The following is a 17,257-nucleotide window of genomic DNA, read 5'->3' on the forward strand; positions in this document are numbered from 1 at the left end:
GGCGATGGAAATAGTTCTAGCCCCGTGCACATATTCTCCCCGGATGCGTGCACGGGGCTAGAACTATTTTCTGAGGGTGCGGGCTGCGGCATGGGACTTCCACCCGCACCTCCGCTGACGGATGCCTACAGTGGTGGCCATGGCTGACACGACTGACACGACAATCCCCGACAACATCACCGAGCACTCCCCCGGTGCCGTCCCCGCCGCGGCGGACGACCTCTACCGCTACGTGAGCGGCACGTGGCTGGGGTCCCACGAAATCCCCGCCGACCGCGCGGTCGACGGCAAGTTCCATGAACTGCGAGACCGTGCTGAACTGGATGTCAAGGCCATCGTGGAGGCGGCCGACCCGTCGACACGTATCGGCGCGTTGTTCCGCTCCTACATGGACGACGACGGGGACCACGGCATCGAGCAGGCGGGGCTCTCCGTCCTCTCCCCGGACCTCGACCCGGTGCGCGACGCCGGAGACCTGGACGCCCTGGTCGCTGCGCTGGCGCAGCTGGACCGGCACGGTGTCGGCGGCGCGGTCGGCTTCTGGACGGAGAAGGACGCCGGCGGCAGCGGCGACGAGGTCGCCTACCTGGTCCAGACGGGTCTCGGCCTACCGGACGAGGCCTACTACCGCGAGGACCAGCACGCGGAGATCCGCACGGAGTACCGGGCCTTCATCGAACGCTTCCTGACTCTCGTCGAGGACAGCGGGGAGCAGCCCCGGCCGGGTCGTTTCGCGGAGGTGGACGCCGCGACCGCCGCCGATGCGCTCATGGAGTTCGAGACCGCCCTGGCCAAGGGACACTGGGACACCGTCGCCTCCCGCGACGCCGAGAAGACCCACAACCCCACCGCGCAGGACGACCTGCCGTCCGACTTCCCCTTCGCCGCCTGGTTGGACGGCGTGGGGATCACCCCTGCGGTGGCACCGCAGGTCATCGTGAGCCAGCCGTCCTACCTGGACCACGTCGCGTCGATGGTGCCCGGCGCGGAGAACGGACGCGGCGGGTACGACCTTGACGAGTGGAAGCTCTGGGCGTACTGGCGGGTGCTCACCGGCCGTGCCGGCAAACTGCCGCGGGCGTTCTCCGAGGCCAACTTCGACTTCTACGGTCGCACGCTGTCCGGATCCACCGAGCAGCGCGACCGGTGGAAGCGCGCGGTGATGATGGTCGAGGGTGCCGTCGGCGAGGAGGTCGGTCAGGAGTTCGTGGCCGAGCACTTCCCGCCCGAGTACAAGAAGCTGATGCTGGAACTCGTGGACTACCTGCTCGCCGCCTACCGGGACCGGATCAGCGAGCTGTCGTGGATGACGCCGGCGACGCGGGAACGCGCCCTGGAGAAACTGGGGACCTTCCGGGCACGGATCGGCTATCCCGATGTCTGGCGAGACTTCTCCGGCCTGGAGTTCGGCGACGACGCCCACCACGGTGAGAACCTGCTGGCCAACTACCGGGCCGCGTCCGACTTCAACCACGAGTTCGAGGTCGCCAAGCTCGGTAAGCCCAGCGACGGCGACCTGTGGTTCACCACGCCGCAGACCGTGAACGCCTTCTACAATCCGGTGCGCAACGACATCACCTTCCCCGCGGCGATCCTGCGTCCCCCCTTCTTCGACCCGGAGGCCGACATGGCCGGCAATTTCGGTGCGATCGGCGCGGTCATCGGGCACGAGATCGGCCACGGTTTCGACGACCAGGGCTCCAAGTTCGACGGCGACGGCAACCTCAACTCCTGGTGGACCGAGGATGACCGTGCCGCATTCACCGCGCTCACCGACAAGCTGGTCACCCAGTACGACGGCCTGGTGCCGACCGGCCTGGCCCAGCGCGGCCAGACCGACCACAAGGTCAACGGGTCCTTCACCCTCGGCGAGAACATCGGTGACCTCGGTGGTCTCGGTATCGCCGTCGTCGCGCTGAAGAAGTGGCTCGCCGACCGTGGCGAGACCGTGGACACTGCACCGACCGCACCGGTGGAGGGGATCGACGGGGTCGACGGCACAGGGGACGACGCCGAGTTCACCGTCCTGCAGCGGTTCTTCCTGCGGTGGGCGACGGTGTGGCGCACCGCGATCCGCCCGCAGATGGCGGCCCAGTACGTCGCGATCGACCCGCACTCCCCCGGCGAGTTCCGCTGCAACGTCGTCGCGTCGAACGTCGCCGAGTTCTACGAGGCCTTCGACGTCTCGTCCGACGACGGCATGTGGCTTCCCGAGGACCGGCGGGTGACCATCTGGTGATCTGGTAACGTCCCGGGAATGCCGGTAGCACCGATCACCCCGGATCCGGGGGCGGACGGGTGGGGACGTCCGACCCGCACACCCCGACTGGCAGGGCTGCCGTCCCAGCCACCGTCCCAGCCACCGTCCCAGCCGCCGAACGCCGACCCGGACGGTCTCTACCGTCCGGCCGCGGTCGGCGGGCACCGCACCGCGCGGTGGTTCCTCCTGATGGGGGTCGCCCTGGTGATCCTTGTCGCGCCGCTCGCCATCCCCATGAACGACGCCGAGGACGAGGAACCGTACCTGCTCAACGAGGCTGGCGCCGACAGTCTCACCGCCTGGGCCTCCAGCCCGCTCAACCTTGCGGGCCTGGACCGGCAGTGCACGGCTCTCGGCGAAACGTTCCTCCCGGGGACGTTGGAGGCCGAGTGCTACGGAGCGTTCGGACTCGCCGCCGGATCGGGGTCCGGATCAGGGTACGGGTCGGGGTACGGGTCGGGGTCGCTGAATGAGTTCGTCGACCTGGAGATCGCGTCGATGGCGGGGGTGTCCGCCGGTGAGGGTGCGGCCACGGCCGCGCGCCGCTCCCTGCGGGCGATCATGATGTCCGACATGTCCGACGTCCCCCTCGACCGCACCGACCCGGCTGACCCGGCCGACACCCGCGGCGTCCTCCACCCGACGCTCGCCAGGCAGACCACGGAGCTGTGGACCACGCCGGTGCTCGAACTGGCGGCGCCGTCCTCCACCGGGTCCGACGGACTGCTGGACGATCTGCCTGACCTTCCTGAGATGCGCGAACCCGGGACACCGGCGGACACGCGCCCTGTCCAGTACGGCGGCAGCTCCGGCGACCGCTACGCCGTCGCCGCGTCGTTCCTGATGGACGGTCCGGACGGTGTGTTGTACACCGTCGCCGTCACCGGCGCGAACCCCGACACCGTGGAGTTCGCCGCCAACCGACTCGTGGGAGCCGTCCGTGCAGAATAGTCACCGTGGTCCGCAGCCGGAGCCCCGGCCCGGTCTAGAGTCTGGTCGGCAGGCAGGGTGGCGGGTGCTCGACGTGCCACGCGCCTTCCATGACGCCCATCCGCGGGCACAGCGTCCCGCGCTACGTCCGACCTGGGACGTCTTCGGGTGGTCCCTCCTCATCCTCACGTTGGTCGGACTCGCCGCCTCCGCCATCTTCCCGGCCGTGCTGGTGTTCTTCCCCGGTCCCGGACCTGTCGCCCTCGCCATGGGCTACGCCCTGGTCTTCATCGCGGTGACGTGGTTCCTGCTGTCGCGGCTGCTGATCTACCGGGGGACACCGTGGTTGCTCGCCGGGGCCGCCGTGCTGTGGGGCATGACCGGGGCGTTCCTTCTCGGTGCCTTCACCGTCAGCGAGAGACTCATCGACCTGTCCTACAGCTGGAACCTCGACGAGTTCGCGCTCTCCCTCGGCGGTGCGTACCCCGAGGAGCTCGCCAAGGGTCTCGGCGTCTGGCTGCTGCTCCACGTGGGGCGCGCCTGGTGGAACCGGCCCTGGCACGGGCTCGTCGCCGGCATGCTCGTCGGTATCGGGTTCGAGGCCTTCGAGAACATCGGCTACGCCGTGATGTTCAGCATCTACGACCCGCACTCCGACCTGGCCGGGGTGTCCGGTATGTGGCTGTTCCGCCTGGTCGCCGGACCGTTGCTGCACGGCATATGCACCGGGCTGGTGGGCTTCGGCATCGGCATGGCCGTCTACTCCGCCGGTCTGACGTGGCAGAGACGTCTGGCCTGGGTGCTCGGCGCCGGCACGGCAGGGTTCCTCGTCCACGCCGGATGGAATCTGCAGCTCGACTCCGTCGTGGCCTCGGTGGTCAACCTGGTCTTCTTCTGGACCGTCGGCGCAGTGCTGCTGGTGACCTCGATCGTGATCTCGACGAAAGAGGCCCGGACCCTCGCGGCCGCCGGCCTCTACCCTGCGGTCTCCATCTACCAGCGGATTCCTGTGGCCCCTCCGCAGGCGCCGCAGTTTCCGCGCTGAGCAGGAAGGTCACCGGCACCGGTTGTGCCGGACGCCACACCGGCTATCATCGGCAGCATGACCATTCTCTCCAGTAAGAACCTGTCCCGTCGTCGGCGTCGTCTCGGCGCCGCAGCAGCCACGATCGCCCTGTCCGCAGGAGTCCTCACCGCGGTCGCCGCCCCCTCCGCCGGTGCCGTCACAACCTCGTCGTCGGTGCCGTCCGGCAGCCTCACACTGCCCGCCACCCCGTCCGCTCCCTCCACCGGCCAGGCCGGGGAGAAGGGAGCCATCAGCAACCCGGGACGCACCGCCGCGGTCGCCACGGCCGCCGGAGTGAACCCGGCCGTCGTCGCCCGCCTCCTGGCCAACCCGGAAGCCACCATCGCCGCAGGTGAGCGGCTCGGTGTGCCGCGTGCGACCGCAGTCTGGGCCGCCAACAACCCGGAGCAGGCCCTGGCCATGGCACGCGCCGCCGGAGTCAACCCGGCCTGGGCCGCCAACGTCCTCGCCGCCAACCTGTAGGTCGTCCCCGCTCGTCCCGTCATCCAGGCGGAAATGTCTGTCCCCGTGTCGTCCTGAGAGCGCTCAGACGGCACGGGGACAGACTTTTCCACCGTCATCACCGGAGTCGCCGGAACCGTCCGCGCAGGAAAACAGCGACACGCGGTGCGCGTGTTACTCGTGTGATTGTTGTGAATAGTGTGTATCGTGTGGCGCATGCTGTCTCTCCCCTGGCGTCGCTCCGCGCGCACCACCGTCCCCGCCCGACTCACCGCAGTGACCCTCTTCGGTTCAGCCGCAACGGTCGCCGCACTGGTCGCCACCGACGTCCTGCCCGTGCCCACCTGGGCACTCGACGGCGTCGACGTGGCGAGCCACCAGCACCCCGGTGGCTCCGCCATCGACTGGCAGAGCGTCGCCGCCTCCGGCCAGAGCTTCGCCTTCATCAAGGCCAGCGAAGGTACCGGCTACGTCAACCCCTACTTCACCTCCGACTCGGCCAAGGCCTCGGCCGCCGGGGTGACACCGGGAAGCTACCACTACGCCAAGCCGGGACTCACCGACCCGCGCTCCGAGGCCCAGCACTACGCGGCGACCCTCGCCACCGGCGTCCAGCCCTCCCTGCCCCCGACCCTCGACCTCGAGGAGTCCGGCGGACTCGGCCCCGAGGAACTGCAGAACTGGGTACGTGACTGGATCGACGAGATCAAGATCCAGACCGGCCGCGACCCGATCATCTACACGTACCAGAACTTCTGGCTCAACGACATGGGCAACACCACGGAGTTCTCCGAGTACCCGCTGTGGCTGGCCTACTACAACCCCACCCTGCCGAACGAGATCCCCGGCGGCTGGAACGAGGTCACCTTCTGGCAGTACTCTGCGGAGGGCCAGGTCGACGGCATCTACACCAACGTCGACCTCAACACCTACTACGGCACCGACGAGCAGCTCCAGGCGCTGACCGGCGCCCCGTCGGACGGCAGTGCGGCCGGCAACATCGTCGACGCCCTCAAGCCGATCACCGACGCCGCCCTCGGCCAGGCAGAACAGGCCAACGACACCGAGCACCAGCAGGCAGCCGGTGGAGAACCCGGCCTCGACCAGCCCCTGAGCACCGACCTGCTGGTCGCCCTGCTCGGCCTGGTCGGCGGGGCCGTCGGCCCGGACGCCGTGCTGGCCGCCGCGCAGGAATCCGGGCTCGGCGAGGCACTGGGCTCCGTCCTCGCCTCCTCCGGCATCGAGGCCCGGGACGCCGGGCAGACCATGCCGATCGCCGCCGTCGCCGCGCTGGTACTGGGCGCACTCGGCCTCGGTGCGGACGGGGGCGACATCGCCAACCAGGTCGGTGACCTCGTCGGCTCACTCGTCGACGAACAGGGCACCCCGGCCGGTGGCGTCGACATCTCACAGCTCGCCGGACTCATCGGCGGCGGTGACGTCTCCCTCGACAGCATCCTGCGACTGCTGACCGCCTTCGGCGCCACCGACTACGCCGCCCAGGTGGCCAACGGTACCGTCGACACCGACGCCCTGCTCGCGCAGGTGAAGTCGCAGCCCGCTGCCGACGCACCGGAGGGTGCCCCCGCCGATGCACCGGAGGGTGCCCCCGCCGATGCTCCGGCACAGGACGCTCCGGCCGTGGACGCCGACCCCGAAGCCCTGCGCGTCGCACTGGAGGGCGCCGGAGTCGATCCCGAGACCGCGAACGCCCTCGCCGCGGATCCGGCGGCCACGGTCGCCGCGGCCGAGCGCATGGGAGTGGACCGGGAGACCGCGGCCCGCCTCGCGTCCGATCCACAGGCTGCCCTGCAGGCCCTCGACGACGCCGGGATCGACCCCGTCGGAGCAGCCCCGCTGCTCGCCGCGCAGTTGTAGGGGCTCTGCGCCTACAGTCGCTCGTGTCACCGCGCGGACGTCGCGGATTACGCCGCTTCACGGAGGAACAGCAGAAGAAAACGCCCTGAACTGGACTCTTTCAAGTCCAGATCAGGGCTTCTTCGCATCGCGACGTAATCGGCGACATCCCGTCCGCAGCAACGTCAGATCAGGGCTGCGGCGCACCCGGGGCCATGATGTCGGGTTCGTGGATGTCCTCGAGGCTCTCCGGCGTCGGCTCGGCAATCTCGCAGAGGTTCACCAGTGCTCCCGTCGGGTCGACCAGCGTGCACAGCCGACCCAGCTCCGAGTTCCACGGCGCACGGACCAGCTTGCCGCCGAGCTTCTTGACCTTCTTCGCGGCAGCGTCCACGTCGACACAACCGAGGTAGAGCGTCCACATCGACGGATTCTCGTCCAGCTCGCTGGTGTCCCACATCCCGCACAGCGGCGCACCGTTGTACTCGCCGGTGGCGTAGCGGAACTTGTCGGTGTCGCTGTGCTGACGGATGTCCCACCCGGCGAGGTCGTGGTAGAACTTCAGCGTCGCGTCGAACTCCTCACCGACCAGAAGTTCGTGCCACACCGGGGTGCCGGGCTCGCCGGCGGCGAAGAACGGCTCGTCACCGGACGGCTGCTTCAGCCCCACCGTCGCGCCGGACGGGTCGACGATGACGGACATACGACCGCGGCGTCCCACGTCCCGCGGGGACAGGATGCTCGTCGCCCCGGCCTTCACGGCCTCCTCATGGACATGGTCGATGTCGGGCGCGTAGAGCAGCATGCCCCACAGCGACGACTTGTCGTCGGGCACCTCACCGAGTCCAGCGACCGGCATCCCGTTCTTCTTGGCGACGAGATAACCGTCGCACTGCGTGTCGAACTCCCAGTGGAGGAGCTCGGTGTAGAAGGTCTTCGCCTTCTCCAGGTCGGTGGTAGCCAGGTCGATCCAGATCGGCATTCCTGGCTCCGCTACGAGAGCGGGCATCAGAGGTTCCTCCACTTGTCGGGGTCGAAATCGTCGTCGGCAGTTGCTTCGTCGAAGTAGTCGTCATCGTCACCGTCACCGGTGTCGTCACTTGCGGTGACGACCCGTGCAGCGGCGGCCGGGAACGCGTCGGGGCCGGTCCCGTCAAGAACGACCACCTCGTCCCCGGAACGCAGGTGTCGGCCGCGACGGGTGTCGATCTCGCCGTTGACCGTCACCCGACCGTCGGCGACGGCCTCTTTGGCCGCACCGCCGGAGTCGACCAGGTTCGCCAGTTTGATGAACTGGCCCAGTCGGATGTCGTCCCCGCGCACGGGGACATCCTGCGCCGGTACCTTGTGCTCTTCTCGCTCAGGCATGCCGACCATCCTACGACTCTGCGGGTTGACAGGGAAGTCCCAGGCCCGGGCATCCCGATATTAGTCGCCGAGGAGGAGTGGCCAGACTGGCTTATGGTCCTCCCCGTTGTCGGATTGTCGCCCTCCCAGGCAGGGTTGCAGCCCTGTGCCCTGCCCAGAAGGGCGACAATCCGACACGGAGACTTCCCCGGTATCCGACGCCTGTGGCAGAGGCATCGACGGTAGCGGAGCCACAGAGTTACCGTGGATCGATGACGGTACGAAGGAACCTTGCGCTCAGATGCACCGTATCGATTGCCCTCATCACCGTTGTCCTGACCATCTACTCGACGATGAAGGACACTGACCTGGTGCCGACACTGCTGAAGGTCGGTATACCGCTGTTCCTCGCAGGAGCGCTGTCAGACGTCGTCTTCTCCTTGTCAGATGCCGGAGCCGGGAAACGACTGAGCCGCGATCCGGAAGCGGAGTCGACGGACACCTGACGGCGTCACAACTCCAGCAGTCCCTCCCCCACCAGGATCACACCGAGGACCAGGAACACCACCCCGGCGACGATGTCGATCCACGGGCCCGCAGCCTGCAGTCGGCGGGACAGGGCGGGCACGGAGACCATCACTGCCACAGCCACGAACCAGGCGATCCCGGTGACCAGCATGACCGCGAGGATGAGCAGACGCGCGCCCCATCCGGTGTCCGGTGGGACGAAGCCGGCGAACACCGCGCCGAAGAACACCAGCGCCTTCGGGTTCGCCAGGTTCGTCATCAGGCCGAGGCGCCAGGCACCGAGGGTGGAGACCCGCTCGGCGGTGGTGGTCGGCGTCGTCGGCACAGTCGTCCCGGCGGAGCGTCGTTCCGCGAGACCGCCGCGCAGGGCCGACTGGCCCATCCACGCCAGGAAGCCGCCACCGACCAGGAACAGCGCGGTGAGGACCCAGGGGACGGCGTCGATGAGCGCGGAGAGACCGACCATGCTGGCGACGATCCACAGGGTGTTGCCGCCCATGATGCCGAGGGCGCAGGCGACACCGTTACGTCGGACGGCACCGAGCCGCAGGATCTGCACCAGGTCCGGGCCAGGCGAGGCGATGGCGAGCAGCCACGCGACAAGGATACTGAGGAGAGCGCCGCCGGTCATGGGGCTTCAATGTACTCTCCCCGTACAGTCACCCGGCCACTCACACGCTCAACGGCATGTCCGACGGCGCGACGGGCCTCGGCAGGGCGCTCTCACCCATCAGGGCACGGTCGACGGCGGCCGCGCAGGCGCGCCCCTCGGAGATCGCCCACACGATCAGTGAGGCGCCACGGCCGGCGTCGCCGGTGGCGAACACCGGGGCGTCGAACCCGGTGTCCCGTACGGTCGAGGACTCGGCCCACCAGGTGCGGTAGTCGTCGTCGCGCTTGAGGCGTCCACGCCCGTCGACCGGGAGACCGAGTTCGGAGACGATGCCCTCGGTGTCGACGGAGGAGAAGCCGACGGCGAGCAGGACGAGGTCGGCGTCCATGTCGACCTCGGTTCCGGGCAGGTTGACGGTACCTTCCGGGGTGCGCTCGCAGGTCGCCGCACGCAGGCCGGTGACCCGGCCGTCAGCCCCGGTGAGCTCCACGGTGTTGATGCGGTGGTCACGGTGGCCCAGCGTGGTGCCGACCTCACGCTCGGCGAGGCCGAGGGCGACGATCTCGTCGGCGGACTCGTTGCCGCTGATGCGGTACTCACCCTCCTCGTGGGCCGACGCCACACGCCAGATCTTGGGCCACACCGGCCAGGGGTTGTCCTCGGTGCGGTAGGGGTCCGGCGCGGGGTTGTAGTCGAACTGGCGGACGGACGCCGCACCCTGGCGCAGGGCGGTGCCGAAGCAGTCGGTGCCGGTGTCACCGCCGCCGATGATGACGACGTTCTTGCCTTTCGCGTCGATCTGAGGGGTGTCGATGTCACCGGCGACGACGCGGTTGGCCATCGGGAGATAGTCCATGGCCTGGTGGACACCGTCCAGGTCACGGCCCGGGAGGGAGACGTCCCGGGGGACGGTCGCGCCGACGGCCAGCACGACGGCGTCGAACCCGGCGAGGTCCGACGCGGACGGGGAGATGTTGGTGCGGAACGTGGTGCCTTCGGCCTCCATCTGGGCCAGACGGCGGTCGATCCAGCGGTTCTCGAGCTTGTAGTCCGGCACGCCGTAGCGGAGCAGGCCGCCGATCCGGTCGTCACGTTCGAAGACGGTGACGTCGTGGCCGGCGCGGGTGAGCTGCTGGGCGGCGGCCAGGCCGGCGGGCCCGGAGCCGACGACGGCGACGGACTGGCCGGTGGAGAAGCTGGCCTTCACCGGGCGGACCCAGCCTTCCTGGAAGGCGTGCTCGACGATCTGCAGTTCGACGGTCTTGATCGCCACCGGGTCACCGACGCCGGCACCACCGCCGATCCCCTCGATGCCGAGCACGCAGGCGCCCTCACAGGGGGCGGGGCAGATGCGCCCGGTGAACTCGGGGAAGTTGTTGGTGGCGTGCAGACGGTCGTACGCCTCCTTCCACTGCCCCTGGCGGACGAGGTCGTTCCACTCGGGGATGATGTTGCCCAACGGACAACCGTCGTGGCAGAACGGGATGCCGCAGTCCATGCAGCGGGAGGCCTGGGTCTGCACCTTCGAGTCGGAGAAGGGTTCGTAGACCTCCTTCCAGTCGAGCAGACGCAGCGGGACGGGGCGGTGGGCCGCTTCCTCGCGGGGGTACTTCATGAATCCGTGCGGATCAGCCATTACTTGACTCCCTCCATGATGGCGGCGGCGATGCCGTCCGCGTCGAGTCCCGCCTCGCGGGCCTGTTCGATGGTCTGCAGGACGCGCCGGTAGTCACGCGGCATGACCTTGACCAGTGACCGGGGGTCCACGTCCACGGTGGATCCGGTGAGGCGCCGGTGGCGCCCGATGGTGTCGACGAGCCAGTCCAGCTCGTCCTCGGTGACCTCCTCGACGTCGACGAGGCCGGGGTTGATGCGCTTGGCCATGCCCTCGACGCCGGAGCCGTCGTCCATGAGGTAGGCGATGCCGCCGGACATGCCGGCGCCGAAGTTCTCGCCGACGGGGCCGAGGTTGATCACGCGTCCGCCGGTCATGTACTCGCAGCCGTGGTTGCCCATGCCCTCGACCACGGCGGTGACGCCGGAGTTGCGCACGCAGAAGCGTTCGCCGACGGCACCGCGGATGAACATCTCGCCGGAGACACCGCCGAAGCCCAGGACGTTGCCGGCGATGGTCTGGTGCTCACCGACCGCGCCGTCACGGTCGTGCGGGCGGATGGCGATCGTACCGCCGGAGAGCCCCTTGGCGACGTAGTCGTTGGCGTCGCCGACGAGGGTCAGGGTCATGCCCTTGGGGACGAAGGCGCCGAAGGAGTTGCCGGCGGAACCGGTGAACGTGAGGTTCACGGTGCCCTCGGGCAGACCGTCGCGCCCGGCGACACGGCTGATCAGCGAGCCCGTCATCGTGCCGACCGACCGGTTGACGTTGGTGATCGGGTAGTTCAGCTCGATGGTGGTGCCTTCGCCGGCGGCCGCGCGACGGATGGTCTCCTCGGCGTCCTCGCGGATGCGGTTGTCCAGTGCGGCGTCCAGGCTGTGGTCCTGGTCCTTGGTCTTGTACAGGTCCTGGTGCATGAACGGGCTGTCGGGACGGGCGAAGATCGGCGAGAGGTCGAGCGACCCGGCGGTCTTGTGCCCGGGGTCGACCGCGCCGGCCCGCAGGCACTCGGAGTGGCCGACGGCCTCCTCGAGGGTGCGGAAACCGAGTTCGGCGAGGTACTCGCGGACCTCCTGCGCGATGAAGGTGAAGAAGTTGACGACGTGCTCGGCCTGGCCGGTGAACTTCTTGCGCAGGTCCGGGTTCTGGGTCGCCACGCCCACCGGGCAGGTGTCCAGGTGGCAGACACGCATCATGATGCAGCCCTCGACGACCAGCGGAGCGGTCGCGAAACCGAACTCCTCGGCGCCGAGCAGGGCGGCGACCATGACGTCGCGTCCGGTCTTCATCTGGCCGTCGCACTGCACGGTGATGCGGTCGCGCAGACCGTTCATCAGCAGGGTCTGCTGGGTCTCTGCCAGTCCGAGCTCCCAGGGGCCGCCGGCGTGCTTCAGCGAGTTCAGCGGGGACGCGCCGGTGCCTCCGTCGTGCCCGGAGATCAGGACGACGTCGGCGTGGGCCTTCGAGACGCCGGCGGCGACGGTGCCCACGCCCTGCTCGGCGACGAGCTTGACGTGGATGCGCGCGTCCGGGTTCGCGTTCTTCAGGTCGTGGATCAGCTGGGCGAGATCCTCGATGGAGTAGATGTCGTGGTGAGGGGGCGGGGAGATCAGACCGACACCGGGCGTGGTCACACGGACCTCGGCGATCCAGGGGTAGACCTTGTGCGGGGGCAGCTGGCCGCCCTCACCGGGCTTGGCGCCCTGCGCCATCTTGATCTGGATGTCGGTGCAGTTGTTGAGGTAGTGGCTGGTCACGCCGAAACGTCCGGACGCGACCTGTTTGATCGCCGAGCGGCGCCAGGTGCCGTCCGCCTCCGGTTCGAAGCGGTCGGGGTCCTCCCCGCCCTCGCCGGAGTTCGACATGCCCTTGAGCCGGTTCATGGCGATGGCCAGGGTCTCGTGGGCCTCGGCGGAGATCGAGCCGTAGCTCATCGCACCGGTGGAGAAGCGCTTGACGATCGCGGAGACGGGCTCGACCTCGTCGACGGGGATCGACGGACGGTCACTGTGCATCTCGAACAGTCCGCGCAGGGTGGCCAGCCGCTTCGACTGGTTGTCGACCTTGTCGGAGTACTCCTTGAAGATGCGGTACTGGCCGGTGCGGGTGGCGTGCTGCAGCTTGAACACGGTCTCCGGGTTGAACAGGTGGTACTCGCCCTCGCGGCGCCACTTGTACTCGCCGCCGATCTCGAGCTCGCGGTGGGCGGCCTCCTCGGGCCGGGGGAGGAAGGCGAAGCGATGCCGCACGGCGACGTCGGCGGCGAGCTCGTCGAGCCCGATCCCGGAGATCGGGCTGAGGCAGCCGGTGAAGTAGTCGTCGAGCAGGTTCTGGTGCAGGCCGGTGACGTCGGCCAGCTGTGCGCCGCGGTAGGACGCGACGGTCGCGATGCCCATCTTCGACATGATCTTCTGCACGCTGGCGGAGGCGCCGTCGATGAAGTTCTGGCAGCCCTCGTCGGTGGTGAGGTTCTCCAGCTGGCCCCGCTTGTACAGCTCGTCGATGGTCTCGAAGGCCATGTAGGGGTTGACCGCGTCCGCACCGAAGGTCAGCAGCATGGCGAGGTGGTGGACCTCGCGGGCGTCACCGGACTCGATGATCAGCGAGGCACGGGTCCGGGTGCGTTCGTCGACGAGGTGCTGGTGCACCGCGCTGGTGAGCAGCAGGGACGGGATCGGCGCCATACGCTCGTCGGACTCGCGGTCGGACAGGATGATCAGCGTCGCGCCGTCCTCGATGGCCCGCGACGTCTCGCGCCGGATGCGCTCGATCGCCTGGCGCATCCCGCGGCCGCCGTGGGCGACCGGGTAGAGCCCGGAGACCACCGCGGAGCGGAAGTCCTCGAAGCCTTCATGTTCCCCGGCCTGGCGCAGGGTGGCCAGCGTGGAGTTCAGCAGGACCGGCGTCTCCAGGTGGATGCGGTGCGCGGCTTCGGGTACCTCGGTGGTGACGTCGACCTGGCGTCCCAGCTGGGTGAACATGCTGGTCACCATCTTCTCGCGGATGGAGTCCAGCGGCGGGTTGGTGACCTGGGCGAAACGCTGGGCGAAGAAGTCGAAGAGCATGCGGGGACGGTTCGACAGTGCCGCGATGGGAGTGTCGGTGCCCATGGAGCCCAGCTGCTCACCGCCGGTGACCGCGAGCGGCTGGATGAGGACGTCGACGTCCTCCTCGGTCATGCCGAAGACGCGCTGGCGCAGGACGACGCGCTCATGGCTCATCGCCTCGTACTCGACCGGGGGCAGGTCGTCGAAGCGCACGATGTTGTTGTCGACCCACTCGCGGTAGGGCTTGTCCGCCAGGCGGGACTTGATCTCGTCGTCGGGGATGATGCGCCCCTGGGCGGTGTCGACGAGGAACATGCGGCCGGGTTCGATGCGGCGCCGCTGGACGATGTCCTCCGGGGGAACCGGGAGCAGCCCCGCCTCGGAACCCCCGATGACCAGGCCGTCCTTGGTGACCCAGATGCGCCCGGGACGCAGACCGTTGCGGTCCAGGACGGAGCCGACGACGGTGCCGTCGGTGAACACCAGGGCGGCCGGGCCGTCCCACGCCTCCATGAGGGAGGAGTGGTACTCGTAGAAGGCACGCACGTCCGGGTCGACCGAGGGGTTACGCTCCCAGGCCTGGGGAACCATCATCATCACCGCGTGCGGGAGCGAGCGGCCGGCGAGGTGGAGCAGCTCCAGAGCCTCGTCGAACCGCCCCGTGTCCGATCCCGAGGGGTCGCAGACCGGCAGGACGCGCTCGATGTCACCGAGGGTCTCGGAACGGATCTGGGACTCGCGGGCACGCATCCAGTTCTCGTTGCCGCGCACCGTGTTGATCTCGCCGTTGTGCGCGAGCAGGCGGAAGGGGTGTGCCAGGGGCCAGGAGGGGAAGGTGTTCGTGGAGAAACGCGAGTGGACGATCGCCAGGGCCGACTCCACCCGGTCGTCCTGCAGGTCGAGGTAGAAGTCACGCAGCTGAGGGGTGGTGAGCATGCCCTTGAACACGATGGTCCGCGAGGACAACGACGGGAAGTAGACCGTGTCCGACCCCGCACCTTCACCGGGGCCCTTCGACCCGAGTTCACGCTCGGCGCGCTTGCGCACGAACCAGACCCGGCGGTCCAGCTCGATCCCGGAGAGTTCGTTGCCGTCCGCGTCCCGGCCGGAGATGAACAGCTGGTAGAAGATCGGTTCGGCGTCGCGGGCCATGGCACCCAACGCGGAGTCGTCGACGGGGACCTCGCGCCAGGCGATCAGGTCGAGCTTCTCCTCGCTGATGATCGACTCGACGGCGCGCATCGCGTCCAGCGCGGCCATCCGGGCGGCCGGGAGGAAGGCGATACCGGTCGCGTAGGCACCGGGGGCGGGCAGGTCGATACCCTGCTGCGCGAGCACCTCGCGGTAGAAACGGTCCGGGACCTGCATGAGGATGCCCGCACCGTCGCCGGTGTTCTTCTCTGCCCCGGCGGCACCGCGGTGGTCGAGGTTGACGAGGGCCTGGATGCCCTTCTCGACGATGTCGTGGGTGGCCCGGCCGTGCATGTCGGCGACGAAGGCGACACCGCAGGCGTCGTGTTCGTGGGCCGGGTGGTAGAGCCCCTGGGGCGCCGGGTAGTTCTTCAGCTGGTTGTTCACGGGGTGGTCATCCTCCGGTCGTCGGGTCGTGCAGTGCGGTTCTCCGTGGCCAGGGGTGGTGGCCTTTCATCGGTAGGGTGCTTTTGCCCTACTGATACGGTCCTGCGGAAGTGGCACAAAATTAGGCTAGGCTTAGAGCCGCTGGTGCCGGTGGCGTCATGTGACACAGGACACGTTTTGTCGCCGTTTCGGGATCCGTCTCGTTCTGTGGTTGTCTTTGTATCTTAGCCGTCACTGGGGCTTATATCGATACAGCTGCACATTCCCATTGTCTGCTCGCACGATTCCCAATATGTGGGAGGCTTGTTACGAGAGGATTACATAGCGATTTCTCCGCTGTGTACACCTCCCCCGCGCCGCAACCCAGTTGTAATGCGCGCACCGCCACCCGGACACGGGTAACTACCATGAGAGGGGTGAAAGACCCTCTGAGAATCCCCCACGTCCTCGACGCGCTCACCCGGGCCTGGGAGAGCCAGCCCGACCTGACGCTCCCCCAGCTCTACGGCGTGCTGGAGTCACGGGGCATCGGCTGGAACTCCACCGACGGGGAGGTCATGGACGTCCTGTCGGCCCTGACGGCCGAACGCCCCTCCCTACTCACCGCCGACGCACCGGGGCGCTACCTCGTCGAGACCGAACAGCCGTCCTACCGGGTCACCGTGGACCCCTGGTGGGCGGCGGTGCGCCCCGCCCGCCGGGGGCCGGCGTCAGGATCGGGGTCGGCATCAGGGTCGGACACACCCCAGCCGACGGTGTGGCGGCACGGCGGGATCCGACGCTGCGCGGTCGGCCAACCCCTCACCGTCCTCTCCGCCGAGGGCATCGTCCACCGGTTCGGACTGGTCAGCCGCATCACCGTACTGGCGGCAACGGTGGATTCCATCGCGGACGCCCCGGACCTGAGCGGCCTCCACCGCGCGGAATTGGACGGGCATGCGTACCTGCTCCGACTGGCAGGCGACGACCATGCGGGGACGACGGTACTGGTGGACCATGCGCTGTGGGTCTTCGACGTGACCCGGCGCGAGGTCCGTCGCGACAAGGTCTCCTGGTCTCGGCTGGTGTCCGCCTCGGTGGGATCGGAGCTGGTCATCGACCGGTCGGACGGCGGAACGATGCGGCTCCCGGTCGTCGAGCAGGTCACGGTGCTGGAGTAGGCGTACTTTCCCCGCTACGGCATCGACCTCCTGTCACCGATTACGCCCGACCGGTATCGCGACCTGGGATTTCCGACCGTCACCGCCGCGCCGAGGCGTAATCGGCGCAACGTCCGCGCCTCATCGGAGTAACCTGGGTCACACTGACTACTTCTGGAGGTGCGTCCCGATGAAGAACATCGGCCGAACCCTGACACTGTTCGCCGGTTCCGCGGCTCTGTCCCTCGTCGTCGCCTCGCCGGCGAACGCCGCCCCCGCGCTGACTCTGCCCGACATTCCAAACTCGATTCCTGGGTCGATTCCGGGCGCCGACGTGAGTCTGCCCGACTGGGCGAATGACCTGCTCCCCGACGGTACCGCGCCGGCTCCGGATCAGGCGCCGGGCCAGCCGCCCTCCGCCCCTCAGCCCCGGACCGCACCCTGCGCGGTGGAGGCGAAGGCCTGCATCAGCCTGGGTGACCAGACCGCCTGGCTGCAGGACGGCGCCGGCACCGTCACCCGCGGCCCCGTGCCTGCCAGTACCGGACGCGCCGGCTACGAGACCCCCGCCGGTACGACCCGCGTCACCAGGAAGGACGCCGACTGGTGGTCCAGCGCCTATGACGCACCGATGCCGTTCTCGGTGTTCTTCTCGGCGGGAACGTCCTACCCCTCCGACATCGGCATCGCCTTCCACGAAGGCGACCCGGGCGTGCTCTCCCACGGCTGTATCCACCTGCTGCACGACGACGCCGTCGCCTTCTTCACCACCCTGCAGGTCGGCGACGTCGTGGATGTCGTGGCGTAGGAACCGC

The 17,257-nt window shown here is 68.6% G+C and carries 13 protein-coding genes; 8 read left to right on the top strand and 5 right to left on the bottom strand.

Going from position 1 to position 17,257, the window contains the following annotated elements:
• Positions 1-139 precede the first annotated feature (139 nt).
• The 5 genes from PQI66_RS11100 (at position 140) to PQI66_RS11120 (ending at position 6,596) form a co-directional block, all read left to right on the top strand.
• On the top strand, positions 140-2,239 hold the full coding sequence (locus tag PQI66_RS11100) for a M13 family metallopeptidase (protein ID WP_339998322.1): 2,100 nt from the start codon (positions 140-142) through the stop codon (positions 2,237-2,239).
• 18 nt (positions 2,240-2,257) lie between these two features.
• Positions 2,258-3,211, top strand: coding sequence for a hypothetical protein (locus PQI66_RS11105; protein ID WP_339998323.1), 954 nt, complete (start codon positions 2,258-2,260; stop codon positions 3,209-3,211).
• Positions 3,212-3,275: 64 nt separating this feature from the next.
• Positions 3,276-4,235: a PrsW family intramembrane metalloprotease gene (locus PQI66_RS11110; protein ID WP_339998325.1), complete on the top strand. Its 960-nt coding sequence runs from the start codon at positions 3,276-3,278 to the stop codon at positions 4,233-4,235.
• Between the two features lie 57 nt (positions 4,236-4,292).
• Positions 4,293-4,739 carry a hypothetical protein gene (locus PQI66_RS11115; protein ID WP_339998326.1) on the top strand — a complete coding sequence of 149 codons (447 nt, stop codon included), beginning with the start codon at positions 4,293-4,295 and terminating at the stop codon, positions 4,737-4,739.
• A gap of 195 nt (positions 4,740-4,934) precedes the next feature.
• Entirely contained in the window at positions 4,935-6,596 is a 1,662-nt protein-coding gene (locus PQI66_RS11120) for a glycoside hydrolase family 25 protein (RefSeq protein WP_339998328.1), read from the top strand.
• Positions 6,597-6,765: 169 nt separating this feature from the next.
• On the opposite strand, the gene PQI66_RS11125 is transcribed toward PQI66_RS11120, so the two are convergent.
• Together PQI66_RS11125 and PQI66_RS11130 are read right to left on the bottom strand one after the other, a co-directional pair.
• A complete protein-coding gene (locus PQI66_RS11125; RefSeq protein ID WP_339998330.1) occupies positions 6,766-7,584 on the bottom strand; it encodes a VOC family protein in 819 nt (272 codons plus the stop codon).
• Positions 7,584-7,943, bottom strand: a complete 360-nt coding sequence (locus tag PQI66_RS11130; RefSeq protein ID WP_339998332.1) for an RNA-binding S4 domain-containing protein — start codon at positions 7,941-7,943, stop codon at positions 7,584-7,586. Before PQI66_RS11130 ends, PQI66_RS11125 begins: the two co-directional genes overlap by 1 nt.
• Before the next feature lie 332 nt (positions 7,944-8,275).
• Between PQI66_RS11130 and PQI66_RS11135 the strand changes: the two genes are divergently transcribed.
• The gene (locus PQI66_RS11135; RefSeq protein ID WP_339998334.1) at positions 8,276-8,428 is read left to right on the top strand and encodes a hypothetical protein; all 153 of its coding nucleotides are present in this window, start codon (positions 8,276-8,278) and stop codon (positions 8,426-8,428) included.
• Positions 8,429-8,433: 5 nt separating this feature from the next.
• Here PQI66_RS11135 and PQI66_RS11140 read toward each other — a convergent pair whose 3' ends face one another.
• The 3 genes from PQI66_RS11140 to gltB are packed head-to-tail and all read right to left on the bottom strand — an operon-like array spanning position 8,434 to position 15,291.
• Positions 8,434-9,081 (bottom strand): LysE family translocator, encoded by a 648-nt coding sequence (locus tag PQI66_RS11140; RefSeq protein WP_339998335.1) that lies wholly within the window; start codon positions 9,079-9,081, stop codon positions 8,434-8,436.
• A 40-nt stretch (positions 9,082-9,121) separates the two neighbouring features.
• Positions 9,122-10,699: a glutamate synthase subunit beta gene (locus PQI66_RS11145; RefSeq protein WP_339998337.1), complete on the bottom strand. Its 1,578-nt coding sequence runs from the start codon at positions 10,697-10,699 to the stop codon at positions 9,122-9,124.
• On the bottom strand, positions 10,699-15,291 hold the full coding sequence (gene gltB / locus PQI66_RS11150; RefSeq protein ID WP_339998827.1) for a glutamate synthase large subunit: 4,593 nt from the start codon (positions 15,289-15,291) through the stop codon (positions 10,699-10,701). The genes PQI66_RS11145 and gltB overlap by 1 nt, the downstream gene beginning before the upstream one ends.
• A 428-nt stretch (positions 15,292-15,719) precedes the next feature.
• Here gltB and PQI66_RS11155 point away from each other — a divergent pair, with 428 nt between their 5' ends.
• Positions 15,720-16,463, top strand: coding sequence for a hypothetical protein (locus PQI66_RS11155; RefSeq protein WP_339998339.1), 744 nt, complete (start codon positions 15,720-15,722; stop codon positions 16,461-16,463).
• Between the two features lie 169 nt (positions 16,464-16,632).
• Positions 16,633-17,250: a L,D-transpeptidase gene (locus PQI66_RS11160; RefSeq protein WP_339998340.1), complete on the top strand. Its 618-nt coding sequence runs from the start codon at positions 16,633-16,635 to the stop codon at positions 17,248-17,250.
• The last annotated feature ends 7 nt before the right edge of the window (positions 17,251-17,257 follow it).

The organism is Corynebacterium sp. USCH3, assembly GCF_037619475.1.
In the GTDB taxonomy this organism is placed as follows: domain Bacteria; phylum Actinomycetota; class Actinomycetes; order Mycobacteriales; family Mycobacteriaceae; genus Corynebacterium.

Coding starts and splice junctions, on each gene's coding strand:
- PQI66_RS11100 (WP_339998322.1), top strand. CDS start 140: ATGGCTGACACGACTGACACGACAATCCCCGACAACATCACCGAGCAC.
- PQI66_RS11105 (WP_339998323.1), top strand. CDS start 2,258: ATGCCGGTAGCACCGATCACCCCGGATCCGGGGGCGGACGGGTGGGGA.
- PQI66_RS11115 (WP_339998326.1), top strand. CDS start 4,293: ATGACCATTCTCTCCAGTAAGAACCTGTCCCGTCGTCGGCGTCGTCTC.
- PQI66_RS11120 (WP_339998328.1), top strand. CDS start 4,935: ATGCTGTCTCTCCCCTGGCGTCGCTCCGCGCGCACCACCGTCCCCGCC.
- PQI66_RS11125 (WP_339998330.1), bottom strand. CDS start 7,584: ATGCCCGCTCTCGTAGCGGAGCCAGGAATGCCGATCTGGATCGACCTG.
- PQI66_RS11130 (WP_339998332.1), bottom strand. CDS start 7,943: ATGCCTGAGCGAGAAGAGCACAAGGTACCGGCGCAGGATGTCCCCGTG.
- PQI66_RS11135 (WP_339998334.1), top strand. CDS start 8,276: ATGAAGGACACTGACCTGGTGCCGACACTGCTGAAGGTCGGTATACCG.
- PQI66_RS11140 (WP_339998335.1), bottom strand. CDS start 9,081: ATGACCGGCGGCGCTCTCCTCAGTATCCTTGTCGCGTGGCTGCTCGCC.
- PQI66_RS11145 (WP_339998337.1), bottom strand. CDS start 10,699: ATGGCTGATCCGCACGGATTCATGAAGTACCCCCGCGAGGAAGCGGCC.
- PQI66_RS11160 (WP_339998340.1), top strand. CDS start 16,633: ATGAAGAACATCGGCCGAACCCTGACACTGTTCGCCGGTTCCGCGGCT.